Origin of the sequence: Clostridium swellfunianum (assembly GCF_023656515.1) — a bacterium.
GTDB lineage: Bacteria > Bacillota > Clostridia > Clostridiales > Clostridiaceae > Clostridium_AT > Clostridium_AT swellfunianum.
The window spans coordinates 2,854,864-2,877,120 of sequence record NZ_JAMOFV010000006.1 but is presented as its reverse complement, the minus strand read 5'-3'; the positions used below and the strand labels follow the sequence as shown (position 1 = coordinate 2,877,120).

Below are 22,257 nucleotides of genomic sequence, written 5' to 3'. Positions count from 1 at the left end.
TTTTCAATCTATCAGGAGAGCAGCACTAAAGCTACAAACTTTATATCCTTATTCTTACTAATTACATATTAGTAATTATCTGCTTTGCTCTTAAAATTGAAGAAGCACTCATGGAGAACTCATCTAACCCATACTCAACAAGAGTTGGTATAGCTTCTTCATCCCCTGCCATTTCTCCGCACATGCCGCACCACTTTCCGGCGTTGTGTGCTGCTTCTATAGTCATCTTTATAAGTCTTAGAACCGCTGGGTGCATTGGATCATAAAGGTATGATACCTTTTCATTCATTCTGTCTGCAGCTAGTGTATATTGAATTAGATCATTTGTTCCTATGCTGAAGAAATCTACATGCTTAGCCAGCTCATCAGCCATAATTGCAGCTGCTGGTATTTCTATCATTATTCCTGTTTCAAGCTTTTCATTAAAAGCCTTACCTTCAGTTCTTAGCTCTTCCGTACACTCTGCCAATATTTCCTTAGACTTTAAAAACTCGCTAACTGATGATATCATTGGAAACATTATTTTTATGTTTCCATATGCTGAAGCTCTGAGTAATGCTCTAAGTTGAGTTTTAAATATATCAACTCTGTCTAAACATATTCTTATAGCTCTATAACCTAAGAATGGGTTCATTTCTTCTGGCATTGGAAGGTATGGCAGCTTTTTATCACCACCAATATCTAGTGTTCTAATAACAACTGGCTTTCCCTCAAGCTTTTCTGCAACAAATTTATAAGCTTCAAACTGTTCCTCTTCTGTTGGCATGGTTTCTCTATCCATGTATAAAAATTCAGTTCTAAACAGCCCTACACCCTCTCCGCCGTTTTCTATAACCTTTAATACGTCTTGAGGCTGTCCTATGTTTCCTACAACTTCAATTCTCTTTCCAGCTTTAGTTTTTGTTTCAACGCTTATAAGTTTTTTAAGCTCTTCCTTTTCAGCTTCAAACTTAGCTTTTCTTGCAAGGTACTCTTCAACTTGGTCATCAGATGGATTCAATATTACTATGCCCTCTATACCATCAACTATAATTTTGTCTCCATCTTTAACTGATTTTGTTATGTTTCCCAAACCCACTACGGCAGGAATCTCTAGAGTTCTTGCCATAATAGCACTGTGCGAGGTTCTTCCACCTATGTTAGTTAAAAAGGCAACCACCTTGCTCTTATCAAGTGCTGCTGTATCAGAAGGAGTTAAGTCATGCGCAACTACTATAGTGTTGTTTTCCAATAATCCCATTCCTTCCATGGACTTTCCAAGGAGGTTATATAGTATTCTGTTTCCTACATCCTTAACATCGGCAGCTCTTTCCTTCATGTATTCATCTTCCATTGAGTCAAAGATTCCAACAAACATATCAACAACATCTGTTAATGCCTTTTCAGCATTTACCATAGCTGCTTCAACATTAGCTTCAATTGCTCCAACAAACTCTGGGTCATCTAACAGCATCATATGACTTTCAAAAACAGCCGCCTTGTCTGCTCCCATTTCAACTTCAGCTTTTTCCTTTATTTTTTCAAGCTGCTCTCTTGTAAGAGTTAAAGCCCCTTGAAGTCTTGCTTTTTCTTCCTCAAGGTTTTCTATCTTTCTTTCAACAACAACAATTTCTTCATGTTCCTTTAAAGCAACCTTACCTATAGCATAGCCTTTTGAAGCTGCAATACCTTTTTTCATAGAACTTTCCCTCCACTTATATATAGATGATTAAATTACTATTTATTATATGTATAATACAAGCAATTATCGTGCCAAATTCTAAGCCTTGATTAAAAGCGCCTCTTAGTAATATTGTTGATACTTTTTATCAAGATTATTTATTATATTATTTACTAGTAATGCTTTTTTATCAAAAAGCTTTGCTGGACAGGCTAATTTTCTTATTGTATGATATAGTTGATACTTTTTATCACAGTTATATTATATATTGATATTTTTTATCAAGGCGTTGGAGCTATGTATAAAAACAGCATTATTGTGAATATATCTCATGGGATTCATACAAGAATTGCAGCAATGATTGTTCATAAGGCTGCAGAATTAAAAGCTAAATATAACATTAATCTTTATATAAGAAAAATAGACAGCAAGGATCCTATAGCCCTTAGTATGCTTGCTCTTATTTCTCTAAAGATAAAACAAAACGAAATAATTGAAATTTCCTGCTACGAGGATACTATACCCGGAAGAAATGCTGTACTTGAGCTATGCAATTTTATTAACACTCAAATTGAACCTGAAGCACTTTCTATGTCAAACATAGATTCACTTATTGAAGAAAGTATAATAGCTAACGAGCAAGTACTTGAAAATCTACCGCTTGGAATTATAATTATTGATGCAAACTCGAACATTACTTCCGCTAATAAATATACTTTAAATCTCTTAAAGAAAGACGCAAATGAGGTTGTAGGAAGAAATGTTAAAGATATTCTTCCAACCTCAGACCTATCGGAAGTCCTGGTCTCAAAGAATGAAAATACCGGAGAAATACTGGATATACACGAGAATATCGTGATTACAAGTAGTTCTCCGATTTTTTCAGGAAACAGAGCTATAGGAGCTATAGGAGTTTTTCAGGATATATCAGAGCTTGCCAAAAAACTTGAAAATTATCAAGAAGAGCTTAATTACTATAAAGAAGAACTTCAAAGGCATACACGGCTCAACAGTGAATTTAATGATATTATAGGTTCCAGCGGAAGTCTTAAAGAAGCACTATTTATTGCAGAAAAGGCCTCTCAATCTACTTCAACGGTTTTAATAAGAGGTGAAAGCGGAACAGGTAAAGAGCTTATTGCAAAGGCTATTCACAATCACAGCGAAAGAAAAGCCAAGCCGTTTATAAAGGTAAATTGTGCTGCGATACCTGAAAACCTGTTAGAGAGTGAGCTTTTTGGCTATGAAAAAGGAGCTTTTACAGGTGCTGTAAAAAATAAACCTGGTAAATTTAAGCTTGCAGATGGAGGTACAATACTCTTGGATGAAATTGGCGATATGCCAAGGCAAATGCAAGTTAAGCTATTAAGAGTACTTCAGGAAAAGGAATTTGAAAGCATAGGTGGATTAGAAACACAAAAGGTTGATGTGAGAGTGCTTGCAGCAACAAACAGAAATCTTGAGGAAATGATTAAAACTGGTGAGTTTAGAGAAGATTTATATTACAGACTTAACGTGATAAGCATAAGTCTTCCCCCTTTAAGAGATAGAAAGCAAGACATTAATTTGATTGTAGAGTATTTTATTAATAAACTAAGCAGCAGCTTAAAAAAATCCGTTACTGGCATCAATAGTGAAGCCCTTAAATATCTTGAAGATTATCATTGGCCTGGAAACATTCGTGAACTTCAAAACATAATCGAAAGAGCAATAAATATGTGTGAAGGCTCAGTTATAACTCCAAAGGATTTGCCTTTCTTCATTACTAATATTAAGCCTAGTAGTGATGGCTTAATTAATCTAAGGAATGGTGAACTTCTGCCTCTTGAGGAATATGAAAAGGAGCTTATAGCTTTAGCTATGAAAAAGTACAAGAGCTACAATAAAGCAGGAAAGGCTTTAGGATTAACTCATAGAACTGTGTCGCTAAAGTGTGAGAAGTATGGAATAAAAACCAATAATTAGTTCTTCTTGTTAACGTAAATTATTAAGCTATAAATACTATAGCAAATTAAAAACCCACTTAAACATTAAACTGTTTAAGTGGGTAAAATATTCGCTAATTATAGAGCAACAATATTTTCTGCTTGAGGTCCTTTTTGTCCTTGAACAACATCAAAAGAAACCTTTTGTCCTTCTTCAAGTGACTTATAACCTTCTGACTTTATTTGAGAAAAATGTGCGAAAACATCTTTTCCATCTTCTCCTGTAATAAATCCAAAACCTTTTTCTGAATTAAACCATTTAACTGTACCAGTCATTTAACTGTACCTCCGAAATTTTATTATTCTTAAACTCATTGTAATAATTCGCTAACAAAATTTCGATATTGTTACATTGTATTAGACAAGTACTTATTGAAATATATTGTGCTGTATTATTTACTATCAATTTAAGTTCTTACTAAGAATAACATAGTTTAACTTATAAAGCAAGTTATTTATTTTTCAAATTATTCTATACTCTTATTAACTTCTTGTAAATCGTACCTGTTGACAGTATAAAAAATATTAATGTAGTTAAATTAAGAAAAGCTGGCGCTATAAAACCTCCAATAGGTTTTGGTGCTATTATGAGTAAAGGATATATATAAATCAGTATACATATCGGGTTAAAAAAGGCCATCCACTTTGGATAAAGAGTTTTTCCACTAAGTATTAGAATCACATAATAGGCAGAACTTAAAACTAGTTCTACTGACATTACTATAATTATTAACTTCCAATAATAAGCAAACCTCATAATCATTTTTTCTGCTACTTTGTCTCCAACTCCGATTTCATAATATAGATTCCATCCGCTGGCTATAAAGGCATATGAGGTATGAAAAGCGACTGCCATCATAAGGGTATGAGCATTTGTTAGAACTATAGCCAGCGCTTTTGCTTTACCTGCTGGCTTTATGCCATAATATATGGAGATTAGGCCAGCTATTTGAAATGGGATTATTGCTATCCCAACAAAGGCTCCTATAGTTATCCTCCATTGAGATAAGCCAGCCATACTTTCTGTCCCTAATTTAAAAAATGCCTTTGAGCTGCTAGGCCTACCAATTAAAATAAAATCGCTTGCTATAGTAAGCAGAACACCCATAATGCCTACAATTCCCATTATTAAAACTACTCTTGCTCTTTGACGGCTTTTATCCATTTTCACATCCTCCATATAATATTCTAATTACAAAACAATTCTTTGCAAGCTTTAGTGAAACTTATGTGATTTGAGTATTTTTATTTCACTATATCCTGAAATTCCTTACTGTCTTTAACATTATCGAAATCTTTTTCCTTCCTTGCTTCCTCTTTAACACTTGAGTTCATATCAATTGCTATTTTAAGGTTCTTTACTGCATTTAAAACATCGCCTTTTCTTCCATAAATGCTTGCTTTGCCGTAGTGACTCCAAACATAATTTTCTACCTCTAGAGCTTTGTCATACCAAACTAACGCTTCATCAAGCTTTTCATATAATTCTAAGGCCAATGCCTTGTTAAACCTTGCATAGGGATAGTCAGGCTTTATTTCTAGAGCTTTATCAATGTTCTTCATTCCATCTAAATATTTTCCTGAATAGCATTGCGCTATACCCTTTATATTATAGGCTTTATAAAACTTATCATCTTCTCTTATTATTTCGTCAGCCGCCTTAATAGACTCATTATATTTTTTATTGAAGAACGCAGTATGACTTCTTTCATATTTTTCCTCAAGATTTTTTTGCTTCTCCTCTATTTTAGCCGCCTCTTCTATTTTTTTCTGTTCATCCTCCTGCTTTTTTCTCAGAAGCTCTTCTTCAGCTTTTTTGGCTTCTTCCTTTTGAAGATTTATCCTTTCCTCCTGTTGTGCTTTCTCAAAATTAATAGCAGCTTTTTTATTTTCAATTCCAGTTGAAACTATGATTCCTATTCCAATTATAGATGCTATTGAAAAAATTATAGCTTTAGTTCTTAACGATATCTTGTTGAACATCTTTGACCTCCGTATTCTTTCATCTTGAAAATAATTATTATAACTATATTATCCTTAAATATCCTAGAAATTTCAACAAACAATAATAAAAGCCTGCAAAATGCAGACTTTTATTATTATGTTAAGTTATTGAACTAGTAATGAACTACTAACTGAAGAACTCCCAGAGGGGCCCCCTGTTTGAGGCGCTGATATCCCCTGAGCTCTAAGTGCGACTTCAATTAACAATGCCCAATAAGATATAGCTGCTGATATGAGTCCTAAGTCAGTAGCAATTAGTTTAAGATTATTTGCAAAGGTTGTGACTCCAGGCGAAATTTGCTGCTCGTTTGCTTCTTGATTTGCTGCAATCTTTGAAAAATAACTTGCTATAAGTCCTATAGTTGCTGCTATTACATAAATATCATCTCGTTTAGCTGTGGCTGTATTTAGATTATTTATTATAGAGGAAACTAAAACCAATTCACTGGATAAAGCAGCCGTGGCCGAAGACTTTTCTATTTGATTTGATGATTGTCCATCTGCATTTTTTAATTTCTGTTTTGCTGAATTAACTTCCACCAGAATCACCCCCTTTATATCATTATATTTTTAAGCATTCATTACTGTTACAGACTTCTAATAATTTAAATATATATTCAAATTTTTTTGAATATATAATGCGCAATCGCTTGCGCATTATATTCTTATCGTGTATAATTTCTTTATAAGTAAACAATAACATTGTTATAAATTTGTTATTTATAAGGAGGAAACTATGGATAATAAAAACCTTCCTAGAGTTGCATATTTCTGTATGGAATATGGACTTCAATCAGATTTCAAAATGTATGCAGGGGGACTTGGGATCCTTGCTGGAGACCATTTAAAAGGCGCTAAGGATTTAGGACTTCCTTTGGTTGCAATCGGAATTAAATGGAAGCAAGGTTACGGAGATCAGGTTATAGGTGCAGATGGAAAACCTTATGATGCATATAAAAACTACGAGTATAATTTCTTAGAAGATACTGGTGTTAAGGTTTCAGTTAAAATAAGAAATATTGATGTAGTGTGCAAGGTGTGGAAAACAGAAAAATTCGGGAACAACCCTTTATATCTTTTAGATACAGATATCCCCGAAAACGGAGATAGATGGATAACAGGACAGCTATATGGCTGGTTTGGAGAAGAAAGAATAGCTCAAGAAATAGTACTTGGTATAGGTGGAGTTAAAGCTCTTAGAGCTCTTGAAATTCCAGTTGATGTTTATCACTTTAACGAAGGCCATGCTGACCTTGCTGCTATTGAGCTTATTAGAGAAAAAATGTGTTCAGGCATGAGTTTTGAAGAAGCTTGGAAGGCTACAAGAGAAGAGGTTGTGTTCACAACCCATACTCCAATCATTCAAGGTAACGAATCTCATCCAATTGACAAACTTGAATTCATGGGAGCTTTTAATGGTTTAACCAGAGAGCAAATGATTAGACTTGGAGGAGAGCCATTCAATATGACCGTAGCAGGTCTTAGACTTTCAAGAAAAGCTAATGCTGTTGCTCAGCTTCATGCTAAAACTGCCAACAAGATGTGGAAGGAAGTGGCTGGGCGCTCTGAAATAATAGGTATTACAAATGCAATCCATACTCCAACTTGGGTAGATGAGAGAATTACTAATGCTTATGAGTCTAATGGAGACCTGTGGGCGTCACATATGGAAGTTAAAAAAGAGCTTATTTCTTTCATAAACGAAAGAACAGGAATTAAACTTGATGCAGATAAATTATTGATTGGTTTCTCAAGAAGAGCTGCTCCATATAAGAGAAGCGACCTTATATTCAGCAAGCCAGAGGTTATTGAGCCATATTTAAGATATGGAAAGATTCAAATAGTGTTCTCAGGTAAGGCTCACCCGCTTGATGATACTGGTAAGGCTATAGTAGCTACATTAGTAGCTATGATGAAGAAATATCCAAATGCTGTAGTGTTCCTCGAAAACTATGACATGACAATTGGAAGAATGCTCACTCGTGGTGCTGACGTATGGCTAAACAATCCGATAAGGCCGTTAGAGGCTTCAGGTACTTCAGGAATGAAGGCTGCTATGAATGGAGTTCTTAACTGCTCTATCCTTGATGGATGGTGGCCAGAAGCTTGCATTGATGGTGTTAACGGCTGGCAGTTTGGTGACGCTGCTGAAGAGGGTGACGTTCCGGATTTAAACGCTCATGATAGAGATGCTTTATATGATACATTATTAAATAGAGTTGTTCCTACTTACTATGACAATAGAGCTAAATGGGTAGAGATGATGAAAGAAAGCATTAGAACTACAAGAGACGAGTTTGCTGCAAAGAGAATGCTTGAACAATATTACAATGAATTATACACCAAATAATTTAATTTGTTAGATCCTTTAATCATATACATTTTCCCTTTTACTTAAGCAAGGCACGGATCTACTACCCGTGCCTTTCTGCTTTTTTGTACTTCCTCATTGTTAATGAGGTGTGTTACTCACCTTAATTTTAGCAACTATTTCTTTTCCCTTTTCGGTGTGTAAAAAACCTAAGGTTGTTTGCGGAAGAATTTCTTTGAGTTCTTCAAACTTATCTTCCTTGATGAGGTTCCTTACAGTTGAAGCGCTTATTTGATAGTCTCCCTGTTTTTTGCGTTCTATCATATGAAGCTCAACACCGTACTTGCTTAAAACTTCCTTTAGAGTTTCATTGTAAGCATTAGTTACCTTACAGTAGGGTTCTGTGCCTACATATCTTCTTTTAATATTTAGCTTGCTGCAGAAGTATTTTGCAAAAATACCTGCATCGAGTTCTGTGTAGGCATTTAATCTTGTGCCTTCTTCTCTTAAAAAATAGGATGGGAAGGTCGCTGAGGATATTATATATTCTCCTCCTGGAATTACAGTTACATTTTTAAGGTGCTCTGTACCCTTTCTAACTAACTCAAGTCTGGTCTCAAATGGGAAGAGTGATCTGTCTTCTTCCACTATAAACACAATGACATCTTCATTTTCCTCAGCGGCTTTTTGTATTAAATACTGGTGTCCTAAAGTGAAAGGATTACAATTCATTACTAGAGCAGCTTTTGTACTGCTGCTAATATTGTACTTTTTAATTAGCTTGTTAAGATAAACATTTATGTCCTGTATCCCATTTTCTAAAAGTGCTACATCTTTTACCTGATGAACAAGATTGAAGCCTAAGGAAGAAAATATTGATATATTTTCAGGCTTTGTGAATATGAAGCTGTGATATATACCTTCTTCAAAGAGCTTGTTAATTAAGTCCGTTATAAGGGTATTGGTTATTCCCTCTCCCCTTAGTGTCTCAGCTACAGCAAAGCACTTCAGAACATTTTTTGCCTTTGAGCAGGTGGCTTTTATTTCGCCACCATCTCTTACAACCAAACTGTAGTCAACATCTTTATCCAGTTCTAAGCCAAACTTGCTTAAGAAGACTTCAAGTTCCTGCTTTTCATTTTTATCTTTAAGGTCAAGCCTTTCAACATTTAGTCCAAACATAAAGTTCACTCATTTCATAATAAATTAATCTATAACTTTTCTAACTACATCTATTACTGTTCCATCTCGATATTCTACTACTGCTACTATATCCTCTGAAAGCTGTATTTGTTTTGGAGCACCTGTCATTTTCTCCGCTAAATTCTTTAGCTCTTCAATTGTCATTACTGGCAATTGTGTTTCTCTAAGCTTTTCTATTAAATCAGTTCGCCTTGGATTTACTGCTATTCCTCTTTCGGTAACAAGAACATCTACATTTTCTCCTGGAGTAGTTACTGTCGTTACCTTTTCTTTTATTATAGGAAGTCTTGCTTTTACTAGGTTTGTTACAACTATTGCAAGCTTTGAGCCTGCAGCTGTATCACTATGTCCACCTGATCCTCCCATAATAACACCTGAGGAACCTGTAGTAACATTAACATTAAAATCTAAATCTATTTCAGTTGCTCCAAGTATCATAATGTCAAGGTTGTTGACAACTGCTCCCTTATTGTGTGGATTAGCATACATAGAAGCCGACATTGCCTGATGCTTTGGATTTTCTCTGTAGGATTCAACAGCCTTTAAATCGAAGCATTGAACGTCAAAGATTGAATTAAATAGGCCCTCTTCAAGCATTTCAACTATATATCCTGTAGTTCCTCCTGCTGCAAAACTTCCAATAATATTATCCTTCTTCATAATATCTTTAAGCTCAGCTGCAACTGCAAGAGAGGTTCCTCCTGCTCCAGTCTGGAAGGACATGCCGTTTTTAATAAGTCCTGAAGCCTTCATAACTTCTGTTGTAAGCTTTGCAATCCTTAAGCCTACTGGATCTTTTGTGATTTTTGTGGTACCGGAAACTATTCCTGCTGGATTTCCTATTGATTCTATTTGAACTACATAGTCAACATAAATCTGACTTATTTCTATAGGACATGCTGGGTAAGGTACTAAGTTATCAGTTACAGCTATAACTTTATCAGCATATTCGGCGTCCGATACTGCATACCCTAAAGCTCCGCAAGCTGATTTTCCTGTAACTCCGTTTAAGTTTCCATAAGTATCTGAGGTTGGAGCAGCAATAAAAGCAACATCTATATGTAAATCTCCACTTTCAATGGCTCTTGGTCTTCCTCCATGAGTCTGCATTACTGCACATTTTTTAAGGTACCCTCTTGATATAGCTTCAGCTACAGGACCTGATATATAGTTTGCATACACTCCTGTAACAGTTCCATCTAGCATTAAATCAACCATTGGTGCATGTATCGGGAATATTGAGCTTGCTGCTACTGTTATATCTCTTATTCCCCTCTTAGCTATCGCTTGAAGTACTAAATTTAATACATAGTCTCCATTTCTTAAATGATGGTGGAAAGATATTGTCATTCCATCTTTTAGCTGAACCTTTTCAATTGCTTCTTCAAGGCTATTTAAAACCTTATTTTCATTTGGAGCAACAGTATTGCTTCTTACGGCTTTTCTTTCCCTAATTCCCATAGTTGCAAAGGCTCCTTCGAAGGGTTTAACCTTACCATAGCCTTCTATATATTCAGGTATTTCTCTGCCTATTATATTCTTCATGCTAATTCTCCTTTCAGTCGAATCACTGTACATCCTATACTCGCTGGTTCTCACTCGCTATGATGCCTGTAAAAGATCATTTAGACCTTTTACTTCCTAACTAAACCAAGCATTTTAGCTAATTTCATAGTGGTTATTGCTCTATTTATAATTGGAGCATCTACCATCTTTCCATCTAATGAGAATACACCCTTGCCTTCTCTTTTAGCTTCTTCCATTGCCGCTAAAATTCTTTGTGCATGCTTAATTTCAGCTTCTGTTGGAGCAAGTACTGAGTGTATAGTATCTATTTGTCTTGGATTTATAGCTGCCTTTCCTGTCATACCTATACTCTTTGCTTTAGCAGTATCGCGAGCTAAGCCCTCATAGTCATTTGTATCTGTAAAAGGAGTATCTATTGAATCAACTTTTAAAGCTTTGCAGGCAGTTGCTACCTTATTTCTTGCATAGAAGATTTCCTCACCTTCTTTAGTTCTTTTTATTCCCAGGTCAGCAGTTAAATCTTCTGCACCAAGAAGTACAGCAACAATTCTTCTTGAAGCTTTAATTATGTTATATACGTTTTCAAGTCCGAAAGCAGTCTCAATAATAGGTATTATTTTTATACTGCCTTCCTCGAAACCTTCCTCTTGTTCAATTTTACTTAATGCTTCATGAAGTGCCCTAACTTGGTCTTCATCAGCCTTTGGAAGCATAATTGAATCTGGTTTTACTCTAGCAATCACATCAACATCTGGTAATCCAAATTCAGTATCAAATGGGTTTATTCTTACTGCTACTTCAACGTTTGAGTAGTCTATACTTTTTATAGCTTCCCTAACAAGTACTCTGGCACTGTCCTTTTCAGTTAAGCTCACAGCATCTTCTAAATCAAGTATCACTGAGTCCGCACCTAATATACCAGCGTTTAAAAGCATTCCTGGGTTGTTTCCAGGCATAAATAGCATAGTCCTTCTAAGCTTGTTCATTACTCACTCACCGCCCTTTTAATAGCAGCTTCTACTCTTGCAGCTATAGCAAAATCTAAGGCACCCTTATCCTGAGCCTTTATACTTATATCTTTAATTTCCATTTCATCGACTTTTTCTAAAATAACTTTTCTTATTTGATCGCCAAACTGTTTAATAACTATGCTTTCTAGCAGAAGATTAACTCCTCCATCTTCATTTGGAGAAACCATAACTAGGATATCATTCGACTCTAGTGTACCAGCCTTGGCTACCTTTGTTATTTTCATCTAATCACCTCTAAGTTATAAGTTAGTGGAAGCGTTTTAAAATAGTGCTACGGTATAGCTGCTAGTTTCACTTAAGAAACCATCTGCTAAGCTAGAAATTTTAAACTTTCCTAGATTCGCCCAATGATTTCTGCAATGAAACTAGCAGCTATATCGACGCTATTTCAAAACACACTATTAATTTTAAATGGTTAATTACTTTAAACTATCTAAGTATTTCTTTTGACCAATCTCATACAGATTATTACCTTCGCAGTCTATAACAACCACAACAGGAAAATCTACAACCTCTAATTTCCTTATTGCTTCAGCTCCTAAGTCTTCGTAAGCTACAAGCTCTGATTTCACTACTGATTTTCCTATAAGGGCAGCTGCTCCCCCTATAGCTCCAAAGTATACTCCAGTATTTTTCTTAATTGATTCTATAACTTCTGATCCTCTTAAGCCCTTTCCTATCATACCTCTAAGACCAAGCTCTAAAAGTCTTGGAGAATAGGAATCCATTCTATAGCTTGTAGTTGGTCCAGCTGATCCGATTGCTTGACCTGGCTTTGCTGGAGTTGGTCCAACATAATACACTATAGAATCCTTGACATCTATTGGAAGTTTCTCTCTCTTTTCTAATAGTTCAACTAATCTTTTATGAGCCGCATCTCTAGCTGTATATATAGTCCCAGTTATTAATACGCTGTCTCCAGCCTTCAATTCTCTAACTTTTTCTTCTGTAAGTGGAGTTGTAATCTTCTTTTCCATAACTAAATTTCCCCCATTATAGTTCTATCTCAGCATGTCTTGTAGCATGACAGCTTATATTTACTGCTACAGGTAGTCCTGCTATATGAGTTGGATATACTTCTATATTAACACAAAGAGCTGTTGATTTTCCACCAAATCCCTGTGGTCCTATTCCAAGCGCATTTATTTTTTCAAGTAATTCATTCTCAAGTTCAGCATAAAAAGGATCACTGTTTCTCTGCGTAGTTGGCCTTAGTAATGATTTTTTAGCTATAAATGCAGATTTTTCAAACGTTCCACCTATACCAACCCCAACTATTATTGGAGGACATGGATTAGGACCTGCCTCTTTAACTGTTTGAAGAACAAAATTTTTAACCCCTTCAATTCCATCAGCAGGTTTAAGCATTTTAAGCTTGCTCATATTTTCTGAACCAAAGCCCTTGGGTGAAACTGTAATCTTAATTTTATCCCCAGGAACTATCTCATAATGCACAACTGCAGGTGTATTATCCCCAGTATTAACTCTATTTAAAGGATCTTTAACTACAGACTTTCTTAAATAGCCATCAGCATAGCCCTGTCTAACACCTTCATTGATAGCTTCTTCAAGATTTCCACCAGTTATATGAACTTCTTGACCAAGTTCTACAAATACAACAGTCATACCGGTATCCTGACACATAGGCATTCTTTCATTTTTAGCTATTCCAGCATTAGTAAGTATTTTCTCCAATATATCCTTAGCAATTGCCCAATCCTCTTCTTTGTATGCTTCCTCAAGCTTTTGCTTAATGTCATCTGATAAAAAATAATTGGCATCAATGCAAAGCTTTCTAACAGCTGATATTATTTCTGACACATTTATTTCTCTCATTTCTAAATCTCCCCTCTAAACTTATTAGATATAACAGAAGGCAGTTTAATCCTAAACCGCCTTCCAACCTTTGTTACTTATTATTTCTTCTATTAACGAGTGCTATAACTCTATTCATTTCATTATTAACTATCATATAACCTTCATCTACACCCATACCAGGTTTAGCAAGACATTGATCAGCTCCGCAGCCTATTGCTATGTTTGTAGTAACTTCTGCTGAACGATTTGTTTCGTTGCAAGTGCCACCACAGTATGCTCCAATTCCTTTTTTCTTACAGTAAAGTATGGACTCAATTATATTGTTTACTCCGCCAAGGTCTGGAGTTTTTATTTGAAGCATGTGACCAGCTTTATTGTCAGCAAAGAATACTACGTCCTCATAAGTGTTGCACCATTCATCAGCAACAAGCTCAACATTTATACCTCTTCTGTCTAACTCAGCTGTTAAATCTCTAAGAGCTTCCATTTGTCTTTCTCTATGCTCAACATCCATAGGTCCTTCAATTCTTAAGTGGAATGGTTTTGCAGCTTCCTCTAGTGTTTTAAGATAATCTGCCATAGCAGTAATATCATAGTTGAATGCAACTCCTATAGTTCCATAAACATCTATATGAAATACTGGATTGTAATAATCACTAGTTCTTAGCTTTAATACTCTATCTCTCATCCATTCAACATAAGCTAAAAGCTTTTCTCCCTTAAGTCCAAGCTTTTCTTCAACATGATTGATAAGAGCATGCGGCATTACGTCTGCACTCTTTATTATCATCTTATCAACGTTGTCGTATCTATCGTCTCCTGATTGAGTAAAGATAGGAATTCTCTTTATATTTACACCAGTATTGTATTCATCTCTAACAACCTCAGCCATAGTTATCTTTCTAGCTTTTGCAACTGCATCAAGTAGGGCTTGAGTAATACCATATCTAATAGCTGTATGAAGTCTTTGACCATCAATGCTCATCTTATCAAATTCTTCAGCCATTTCCTTAAATGTTGTAAGTTCTCTTCCTATAAGCTTTGGAGCTATTTTTTCTTCGATTACAGGAATAAAATCTCCTGCTAAGAATAATGGATCTCTTCCACCTGCTCCTGAATATTGAACAGCCGCGCAATCACCATGTGCAACCTGACCATCTTCTAATATCAGCATAACAGAAATAGACTCTCCAGCCATTCTAACTGCCTTAAAGCCATCTGTTACAGGTTCACCAACATAAGTAAAACCATCGTGCTTAGCACCCCTTTTAATAGCTCTTTGGTCATCAAAGTAAAATCCAGTTCTTCCACCAGAACAAACCACATCGATTATTTTCATTTCACTACGCCTTCTTCCACCAAAAATTAAAGTTTTTATATTGTTACCTTTTTATATTCTTATGTTCTTATGTTTATATATTTTTACTAGATAACTAGGTACCTGTACCTAGTTATCTAGTTCTATATTTAAATATTTACGCAGTTATTCACAAAATTTATTTTCCTGGTCTTCCTATCAAGACACCTTTACCAACAGCAAATATATCATCAATAGTCATCTGGAAGCTTACATCTCTTCCTTCATACTTTCCTCTTTCTTCAAGCTTCTTTCTGTTGTACGCCTTAAGCTCTTGGCTAAAAGGAAGGTTTCCAAATTCTAGATATCTAACGGCTCCATTGTTATCTCTTGCTGGCATCATCTTGCCTGCATTATATTTGCTTGGTGCAAATGGAATATCCACAACGCCGCTGGAAAAAGCCTTAACGGTTCCTATAGCAAGATCACCATTTCCAAGCTCATAAACCTTATCAAGCATGCACTTAGTTTCAGCTTTTATAATTGCTATTTCAGTTTCTAGTTCCTTTGATAAAGGCATTCTCTGTCCTCTTAATAAGTTTAATGCCATTTTTGTGGCTCTAATACCTTGACCATTAGCTTCCTTAGTAGGAATGCCAATAGCTTCGTGAGGAGTCTTAACTATAACCTTTGTTGCTCCTGCAAGTGCTGCAGTTGCTGCCCCTAAGGATATAAGTCCAAAAGCCTTAGCTTCATCCTGAGGGAATCCTCCCATCCATTGGTGGAACACTGTAGTTATATAAACATCTTTGTAACCTTTTTGTACTAGATATTCATTTACTTGTTCTTCTAAAGCCCTCATAGCTGCAACGTCTTGAATCATGTTACCGCACATGCCGTATCCTACAGTTATATTTTTAACTCCCTGCTCTGCTGCGAGAAGTGCTTCTATAATAGCAACTACGTTTGAAGTACTTGGAGGTACTAAAGTTCCTGTTAATGGTCCAAAAGGTTCTCTATTTATTGAAATTCCTTGCTCTTCATAGAAACCAACAAGTCTATCGCAGTACTGCCAATCTAAAAGTGTCTTTTCTATACTTACACTCTTAGCATAAGGAATGTTATAGGAGATTCCGCCGCCTTCGTTTGATGTCCATCCAGCTGCATGTATTATTTCTGATAATAATCTAGCATCTGGTGTACCGTGTCTTGCTTGAAGCGGCAAGTTTACAGCTTCAAACACCTGCTTACATCCTTGAACTCCATGGTTAACTCCTGGAAATCCATTTAATAAAGAACGTCCAGCTGCAATACTCTCATCTATTCCAACCTGACACTCATCATATCTATTTTGTCTTGTATAGCTATCTATAGTTGATGGCAATAGGTCAGCTTCACCAACATCTTGAAGATAGGTTAAAAGCTCAATGTGCTCACTTATTAAAGCAACACCTGCTCTTGGCTGAGCTAATGTAACTCCTTCTTCCTTAGCTTTTCTAAGCTTTTTTGAAAAATTCTTGTGTTCTGGAACCTTCTTTAGATACTCAACTGCATCATTTAAATTAACATCCTTACCCGTTGGCCAATGATTTAAAACCTCTTCTCTTACTTTAAAAAATTCTTCTTCAGTCCATTTTTTATTTTTAAGCTCCATTTTCTTTCCCCCTGTATATTAGGATACTTCAACTAAGTATTTTTTCATAATTCTTACTGCCATGTCTGGATAATCTTCAGCTAAAAGTCCCATAGCTGACATTACATAAGTTTTATCTAATAAATAGCCTGGATTTTGAGGCTTTAAATAGGTAGGATTGCTCATATCAAAGGTTCCTGCTTTTAAGATATCGGCTGGATTTTTGCTATGAACTAGCACGCCGCCTGTTCCTATAAAATACTTAACTGGCAACAAATCTTTTCCAACCTGAGAATAAACTACTCCCATAGGTGTATAGACACTTTCAATGACTCCTACGTGCCTTTCCATAGCCATGTCTGTTGCCACCTTAGCCATAGCTTCATCAAACTTTATTTCTTCTTCTGAACTAGGCACCATTTTTATATTTTGTGAACGATATTTACAGTTTTCCTCTACATCTATGCTTTTATCCTTTAAATATTTTTGAACTCTTCTTGTTCCTGCTGCTTCCCAAAGTGAAAGAGCAGAATATCTCATTCCCAAATCACCCTCAACAGTTCTCTTAGCAAATGGTTCTTGAAGTCCCCTAAGAGTTACACCTTGCTTTGATGGTTCTCCATCAGCAATAGAGTGAATATCTGTAGTAGCACCACCAATATCAACTATTATCAAATCTCCGATTCCATCTTCCTTATCGCTTCCTTCGCTAAGCACTCTTGCTGCTTTAAGTACAGCAGCTGGAGTTGGCATGAGAATTCCACTTATAAAACTTTCTGCTTTTTTCATTCCTTTAGCTTCGATAATCTTTGCCATGAAAATTTTTCTAATTTCTTCTCGTGCAGGTTCTACATTTAAAACACTTAGCCTAGGCATAACGTTTTCTGTTGTTCTGTAGTAAACGTCTGCTTTGTTAAATATCTCCTCAACTTCATCAACTGCAACTTTATTTCCTGCTACAACTATAGGAAGTTTTATACCACCTTCGGCTAGAACTTTGGCATTATGAATTATACATTCTTTATTTCCGCCATCCGTTCCCCCGGCTAAAAGAATAATATCTAAATTTGAATTTTTAATTTCATCTACTTCTTTTGAAGTAAGGTCATAGCTGTAAACTTTTAATACTCTGGCTCCAGCACCAAGAGCTGCTCTTTTTGCAGCCTCTGCGGTTAGCTCTGGAACAAGCCCAATAGCAACCATTTTGAGTCCTCCTGCAGCTGAGGAGCAGGCAAGTTTTTTTACAAATTCTACTTCCTTGCCTTCAAGTGCTTCCATAAGCACCTCATATGCTTTATTAAATCCTATCATTATATCACTTTCTACAGTAGTAATATCCTTTGCTGTAGCAAGTATTTCCTCATTCTCAATATCTACCGCAGTAAGCTTAGTGTAAGTACTGCCAAAATCTATAAGTAAATATGCCTTCATAATACCACCTCTAAAAATTAAGAATTACCGAATTAAAACTTTTGTTTATCATTCTTCATCCTCAATTTTATGTTATTCTCCAAGGTCTTCTCTTAAATCTTTAACAGCAGTTTCAGTAGAAGTTCCTGGTGGATAGACTCTGTCAAAGCCCATAGCTACAAATCTTTGATAAACATCTTCCCAGTTCTGTTTTCCTACAACTATGTTTCCACCTACATACAGTTTTATCCCCTTAAGTCCTGCTTCATCGCACTTTTCACGTAAACCTCTACAGTCAATTTCTCCATGTCCATAAAGGGAAGATACAAGGATTGCATGAGCACTTGTTTCAATTGCTGCATTTATAAAATCCTCTTGTGGTGATAAAACACCTATGTTTATAACATTGTAGCCTGCTTCTGTTAAAGCATGATCTAGTATTTTGTTACCTACTGCATGACAGTCTGATCCAATAACTCCAAGAACTATAGTTTTCATAATTTACTCTCCTTATTTAAGATAATTTATTTCAAGTATTTTGGGTTTTAATGCTTTTACTGAACCATCATCTAAACTATATAAAAACCTTATAATTTCTTTGTTGTCCTTATTTAACTCTTTAACATCATTGTACCTTCCTGGAGATACAATAAGCACATCTGAATTATTTATTATTTCTTTTAATTCTTCCTCATCGTGAGTGTTTGAATACACAATATTTATATTTCCTAATCCTGCTTCTTCTAAAGCACCTCTTATCTTGAACTTGAACTCTTCCGATATGCAAATAAATCCAAACTTAACTCCATCAGGAAACCTTGCTATCTTAACAATTGTTCCTAGGTCAGGATTTATAGCTATACCAAGTACCTCTCTCTTAAAGCTTCCTGTAAGCTCCTTAACTTCATTGACATGGTTAAAAGTAGCTATTATAACCTGAGATTTTTCAATTAGATCTTTAGTCGATTGCTCCATCTTATGTAGATCAGGCAAAGTAAGAGGTATTATGTTCATATTTGTACTTTTACTTAACTGCTGGCTAAACATCCTAGCTTGTTCGACATTACATTCTATATATACAGCAGTCATTTTACTCATTTGTTCTTTTTTCTCATTAATCCTGAGTGCCACGATTTCCAAAAACTCATCTGGATCAATACCTGTTTCTAACGCTTCTTCAAGACCTAAATCTACAAATTTTATTATTTTATCTTTAATTCCATATGCTTTCCAAGGCTTAGCTTCCTCTGCAACAAAAGTACCTCTCCCTTGATAGGACTTTAAGACGCCTTCCTGCTCTAATTCCTTGTAAGCTGTACTTATAGTATTTCTACTAACCTTGAGTCTTTCTGAAAGTTCTCTTTCAGTAGGCATTTTACTTCCAATCTTGAGAGAGCCATTTCGAATCAGATCCATTATTTGTTTTTTTACCTGTAGATACAATGGAACTCCACTATCTTTGTTCAATAGAATTTCTATAACAATCCCTCCCATGGAAGTTTATTGGCCTAATGGACTAATCCATTGGTTAATATAATGATACCATATTGGACTGGTTGTTTCAATATCTTTTCAAATAATCTGAATGTTTTTATTCATTTTTTTTGTTTTTTGCTAGATCGCCATCACTCCAGTTTTTAAACTTTTAAATTTAAAAAGCGACATATTACCCAGGCAATATGTCGCTTTTTCTAGAATATTTAATTTTTATTGTTTTCTAAATAGTTACCTATTGATTTTGCCAGTGAATCTGCTATTTTTTGTTGGTAATTTTCATCTTGAAGAAGCTTTTCTTCCTCGTAGTTAGATAAAAATCCGCACTCAACCAAAATAGATGGCATTATATCACTACATGTTAATATTTTATAATCATCTCTTGCAGGTTTTTCCACTCTTTTATTTTCCGCATTTATATCTATCTTTAAGTTCTCTTGCGTTATTCGGGCAAGCTCAGAACTGCCTTTACTTTTTGAGTACCAAACTTGTGATCCATAATACTTGCCTTGTGGAAAATGATTTTGATGTATACTTATAAATGCGTCTGCGTTTGAATCCTGTTTTATCTTACATCTGTTAGCTATATCTTGAGCTTTCTTAGTTCCAATTCTTTTCCCATCGTTCAACAGCGCTCTATCATCTTCCCTAGTCATGACTACGTTAAATCCTTTTGCTTCTAATATATCTTTGAGCTTTAAGCTAATTTTTAAGTTGATATCCTTTTCTTTTATCCCGCTTTTCCCTTCTGCTCCTCCATCATAACCTCCGTGTCCTGGATCTATTAATATTACTTTTTTGTCGTTTGCAGAATCATTTTGTGCTGCAACTAACAGTGTAGATTTTATAACTGCGTATACTAACAAGGTAAGAACTAAAGTGGCAACAATTATAAGTCTCCGTTTTAAATATACCTTATACTGCACTAAAATCCCTCCTATAAATTTTTATTTATCTTTATATATTCTGTACTACATTTTAATTTTTAAGTTAGGATATTTTTTGAAAACTTTACTGAAATAAAGCCTCTACATTGTGCAGGCTGCCTAAATCCAATTAAACTCATTATTACAAAAAATTAATAAAATTAACAAATAGAATAATCAAAAAAAATAAAAAAAGAGGGAAAATCCCTCTTTTGAAATATTATCTCTTTGAGAATTGTGGAGCTCTTCTAGCTTTCTTAAGACCGTATTTCTTTCTTTCCTTCATTCTTGGGTCTCTAGTTACAAAACCAGCTTTCTTTAATTCTGGTCTTAAAGCTTCATCAGCTTTCATTAATGCTCTAGTTATACCGTGTCTGATTGCTCCAGCTTGACCTGTGAATCCACCACCATGTACATTTACTATTACATCAAACTTCTCTTTAGTTCCAGTTAACACTAAAGGTTGGTTAACTATAACTCTTAAAGTTTCTAAACCAAAGTAGTTCTCTATGTCTCTCTTGTTTACTGTAACTTTTCCTTCACCTGGTACAAGTCTAACTCTTGCAACAGATTTTTTTCTTCTACCTGTTCCTATATATTGAACTTTAGCCATTTTAAATCCTCCCTCCAGCTTCCGATTAGTACTTTAACTCTAGTACTTCAGGTTTTTGTGCTTCATGCTCATGCTCAGAACCTCTGTATACCTTTAGCTTCTTAAGCATATCTCTTCCTAAAGGTCCGCTTGGAAGCATTCTTCTAACTGCTTCTGAGAAAGCGAATTCAGGCTTCTTAGCTAAAACTTCTCTGTAAGGAGTTTCCTTTAATCCACCTGGATATAATGAGTGATGTCTCATCATCTTTTGGTCTAACTTCTTTCCAGTTAAAACAACCTTCTCTGCATTGATGATTATAACAAAATCACCTGTGTCAACGTTTGGTGTAAATACTGGCTTATGTTTTCCTCTTAATATTGTTGCAACTTGGCTAGCTACTCTTCCAAGTGGCTTTCCAGCAGCATCAATAACATACCATTTTCTTTCAACTTCATTTTTCTTTGCTAAGTATGATTTCATCTTTTTCCCTCCCTGAACTCTACATAAAAACACGTTTATCTATGTCAAGATCCGGGGCTAGTGGATCTTATACACTTCATAATACAACATTACTCATTATAATACATTCTACCGGGTGTGTCAACAAATTTCCTTCAATTATAATATACAGCTTCAAGACATAAACCGCTTGCAGGAGCGGTGTTTCCAGCCTTACATCTTTCCTTAGATTTTATAATCTCTTCTAAATCTTTGGGAAATATTTTGCCTATTCCCACATCTATGAGTGTACCAATCATAATTCTAACCATATTGTAAAGAAAACCATCAGCTTCTACATAAAAAGTTATTTTTTCTCCAGACTTTTCAAGCCATGCCTTATGTACAGTGCGTATTGAAGTTTTTACTGAACTTCCAGTACTTCTAAAAGCTGTAAAATCATGCTTACCAACAAAGTACTGGCACGCTATTTCCATAGAACTAAAGTCTAACTTTTTTTTATAGTGATAAACATAGTTTCTTTCTAAGGCACTTGGCTGTAACCTGTTTAATATAGTATAGCTGTACTGCTTACCAATACAGGAATATCTGGCGTGGAAATCTTTGTTTACCTCATCTGACTGTAAAATGACAATATCTCTAGGAAGCTTACTATTTATAGCTTCTCGAAAACTTGAAGCTGGTATTGTGCTATTCGTATAAAAATTTGCAGTAAATCCTCGAGCATGTACTCCAGCATCTGTTCTACTGGAGCCAATAACCTCGATTTTATTACCTGTTAATTTTTCAATAGCACTTTCTAATTCCTGCTGAATAGTAGCTGCATTTTTCTGCTTCTGCCAACCAGCATAACTAGTACCGTCATATTCTATAGTAAGCTTTATATTTCTCATATGCACACTCCGT

Annotated in this window: 22 protein-coding genes; 2 read left to right on the top strand and 20 right to left on the bottom strand. The window is 35.3% G+C overall.

Going from position 1 to position 22,257, the window contains the following annotated elements; genetic code table 11:
* Positions 1-61 precede the first annotated feature (61 nt).
* A complete protein-coding gene (ptsP, locus tag NBE98_RS13840) occupies positions 62-1,678 on the bottom strand; it encodes a phosphoenolpyruvate--protein phosphotransferase (protein ID WP_250815559.1) in 1,617 nt (538 codons plus the stop codon).
* A 279-nt stretch (positions 1,679-1,957) separates the two neighbouring features.
* Between ptsP and NBE98_RS13835 the strand changes: the two genes are divergently transcribed.
* A complete protein-coding gene (locus NBE98_RS13835) occupies positions 1,958-3,625 on the top strand; it encodes a sigma 54-interacting transcriptional regulator (RefSeq protein WP_250815558.1) in 1,668 nt (555 codons plus the stop codon).
* A 98-nt stretch (positions 3,626-3,723) separates the two neighbouring features.
* Here NBE98_RS13835 and NBE98_RS13830 read toward each other — a convergent pair whose 3' ends face one another.
* From NBE98_RS13830 to NBE98_RS13815, 4 genes are all read right to left on the bottom strand, one after another.
* On the bottom strand, positions 3,724-3,921 hold the full coding sequence (locus NBE98_RS13830; RefSeq protein WP_250815556.1) for a cold-shock protein: 198 nt from the start codon (positions 3,919-3,921) through the stop codon (positions 3,724-3,726).
* Positions 3,922-4,117: 196 nt separating this feature from the next.
* Positions 4,118-4,810 carry a DUF6796 family protein gene (locus tag NBE98_RS13825; RefSeq protein WP_250815555.1) on the bottom strand — a complete coding sequence of 231 codons (693 nt, stop codon included), beginning with the start codon at positions 4,808-4,810 and terminating at the stop codon, positions 4,118-4,120.
* Between the two features lie 80 nt (positions 4,811-4,890).
* Complete coding sequence (locus tag NBE98_RS13820) at positions 4,891-5,628, bottom strand: tetratricopeptide repeat protein (RefSeq protein ID WP_250815554.1); 738 nt, start codon at positions 5,626-5,628, stop codon at positions 4,891-4,893.
* Between the two features lie 126 nt (positions 5,629-5,754).
* Entirely contained in the window at positions 5,755-6,189 is a 435-nt protein-coding gene (locus tag NBE98_RS13815; protein ID WP_250815553.1) for a hypothetical protein, read from the bottom strand.
* A 196-nt stretch (positions 6,190-6,385) separates the two neighbouring features.
* On the opposite strand from NBE98_RS13815, the gene glgP reads away from it, so the two are divergent.
* On the top strand, positions 6,386-7,999 hold the full coding sequence (glgP, locus tag NBE98_RS13810; protein WP_250815551.1) for an alpha-glucan family phosphorylase: 1,614 nt from the start codon (positions 6,386-6,388) through the stop codon (positions 7,997-7,999).
* 102 nt (positions 8,000-8,101) lie between these two features.
* On the opposite strand, the gene citC is transcribed toward glgP, so the two are convergent.
* The 15 genes from citC to truA form a co-directional block, all read right to left on the bottom strand.
* Positions 8,102-9,142: a [citrate (pro-3S)-lyase] ligase gene (citC, locus tag NBE98_RS13805; protein ID WP_250815550.1), complete on the bottom strand. Its 1,041-nt coding sequence runs from the start codon at positions 9,140-9,142 to the stop codon at positions 8,102-8,104.
* A gap of 24 nt (positions 9,143-9,166) precedes the next feature.
* Positions 9,167-10,708, bottom strand: a complete 1,542-nt coding sequence (gene citF, locus NBE98_RS13800; RefSeq protein WP_250815549.1) for a citrate lyase subunit alpha — start codon at positions 10,706-10,708, stop codon at positions 9,167-9,169.
* Between the two features lie 89 nt (positions 10,709-10,797).
* Positions 10,798-11,676, bottom strand: coding sequence for an HpcH/HpaI aldolase/citrate lyase family protein (locus tag NBE98_RS13795; protein WP_250815548.1), 879 nt, complete (start codon positions 11,674-11,676; stop codon positions 10,798-10,800).
* Entirely contained in the window at positions 11,676-11,945 is a 270-nt protein-coding gene (gene citD, locus NBE98_RS13790; protein WP_250815547.1) for a citrate lyase acyl carrier protein, read from the bottom strand. Before citD ends, NBE98_RS13795 begins: the two co-directional genes overlap by 1 nt.
* Positions 11,946-12,140: 195 nt before the next feature.
* Positions 12,141-12,698 carry a Fe-S-containing hydro-lyase gene (locus NBE98_RS13785; RefSeq protein ID WP_250815546.1) on the bottom strand — a complete coding sequence of 186 codons (558 nt, stop codon included), beginning with the start codon at positions 12,696-12,698 and terminating at the stop codon, positions 12,141-12,143.
* Positions 12,699-12,714: 16 nt separating this feature from the next.
* Positions 12,715-13,557, bottom strand: coding sequence for a fumarate hydratase (locus NBE98_RS13780; RefSeq protein WP_250815545.1), 843 nt, complete (start codon positions 13,555-13,557; stop codon positions 12,715-12,717).
* 73 nt (positions 13,558-13,630) lie between these two features.
* A complete protein-coding gene (locus NBE98_RS13775) occupies positions 13,631-14,878 on the bottom strand; it encodes a methylaspartate ammonia-lyase (RefSeq protein ID WP_250815544.1) in 1,248 nt (415 codons plus the stop codon).
* Between the two features lie 157 nt (positions 14,879-15,035).
* On the bottom strand, positions 15,036-16,490 hold the full coding sequence (locus tag NBE98_RS13770) for a methylaspartate mutase subunit E (protein ID WP_250815543.1): 1,455 nt from the start codon (positions 16,488-16,490) through the stop codon (positions 15,036-15,038).
* An 18-nt stretch (positions 16,491-16,508) separates the two neighbouring features.
* Positions 16,509-17,900 (bottom strand): methylaspartate mutase accessory protein GlmL, encoded by a 1,392-nt coding sequence (gene glmL, locus NBE98_RS13765; protein ID WP_250815542.1) that lies wholly within the window; start codon positions 17,898-17,900, stop codon positions 16,509-16,511.
* Between the two features lie 72 nt (positions 17,901-17,972).
* Positions 17,973-18,377: a methylaspartate mutase subunit S gene (gene glmS / locus NBE98_RS13760; RefSeq protein WP_250815541.1), complete on the bottom strand. Its 405-nt coding sequence runs from the start codon at positions 18,375-18,377 to the stop codon at positions 17,973-17,975.
* 12 nt (positions 18,378-18,389) lie between these two features.
* Positions 18,390-19,373, bottom strand: a complete 984-nt coding sequence (locus NBE98_RS13755) for a GntR family transcriptional regulator (protein ID WP_250815540.1) — start codon at positions 19,371-19,373, stop codon at positions 18,390-18,392.
* A gap of 206 nt (positions 19,374-19,579) precedes the next feature.
* On the bottom strand, positions 19,580-20,299 hold the full coding sequence (gene cwlD, locus NBE98_RS13750; protein ID WP_250815539.1) for an N-acetylmuramoyl-L-alanine amidase CwlD: 720 nt from the start codon (positions 20,297-20,299) through the stop codon (positions 19,580-19,582).
* Positions 20,300-20,519: 220 nt separating this feature from the next.
* Positions 20,520-20,912 (bottom strand): 30S ribosomal protein S9, encoded by a 393-nt coding sequence (rpsI, locus tag NBE98_RS13745; protein WP_250815538.1) that lies wholly within the window; start codon positions 20,910-20,912, stop codon positions 20,520-20,522.
* Positions 20,913-20,937: 25 nt separating this feature from the next.
* The gene (gene rplM / locus NBE98_RS13740) at positions 20,938-21,372 is read right to left on the bottom strand and encodes a 50S ribosomal protein L13 (RefSeq protein WP_250815537.1); all 435 of its coding nucleotides are present in this window, start codon (positions 21,370-21,372) and stop codon (positions 20,938-20,940) included.
* Between the two features lie 134 nt (positions 21,373-21,506).
* Positions 21,507-22,244, bottom strand: coding sequence for a tRNA pseudouridine(38-40) synthase TruA (gene truA / locus NBE98_RS13735; RefSeq protein WP_250815536.1), 738 nt, complete (start codon positions 22,242-22,244; stop codon positions 21,507-21,509).
* Positions 22,245-22,257 lie beyond the last annotated feature (13 nt).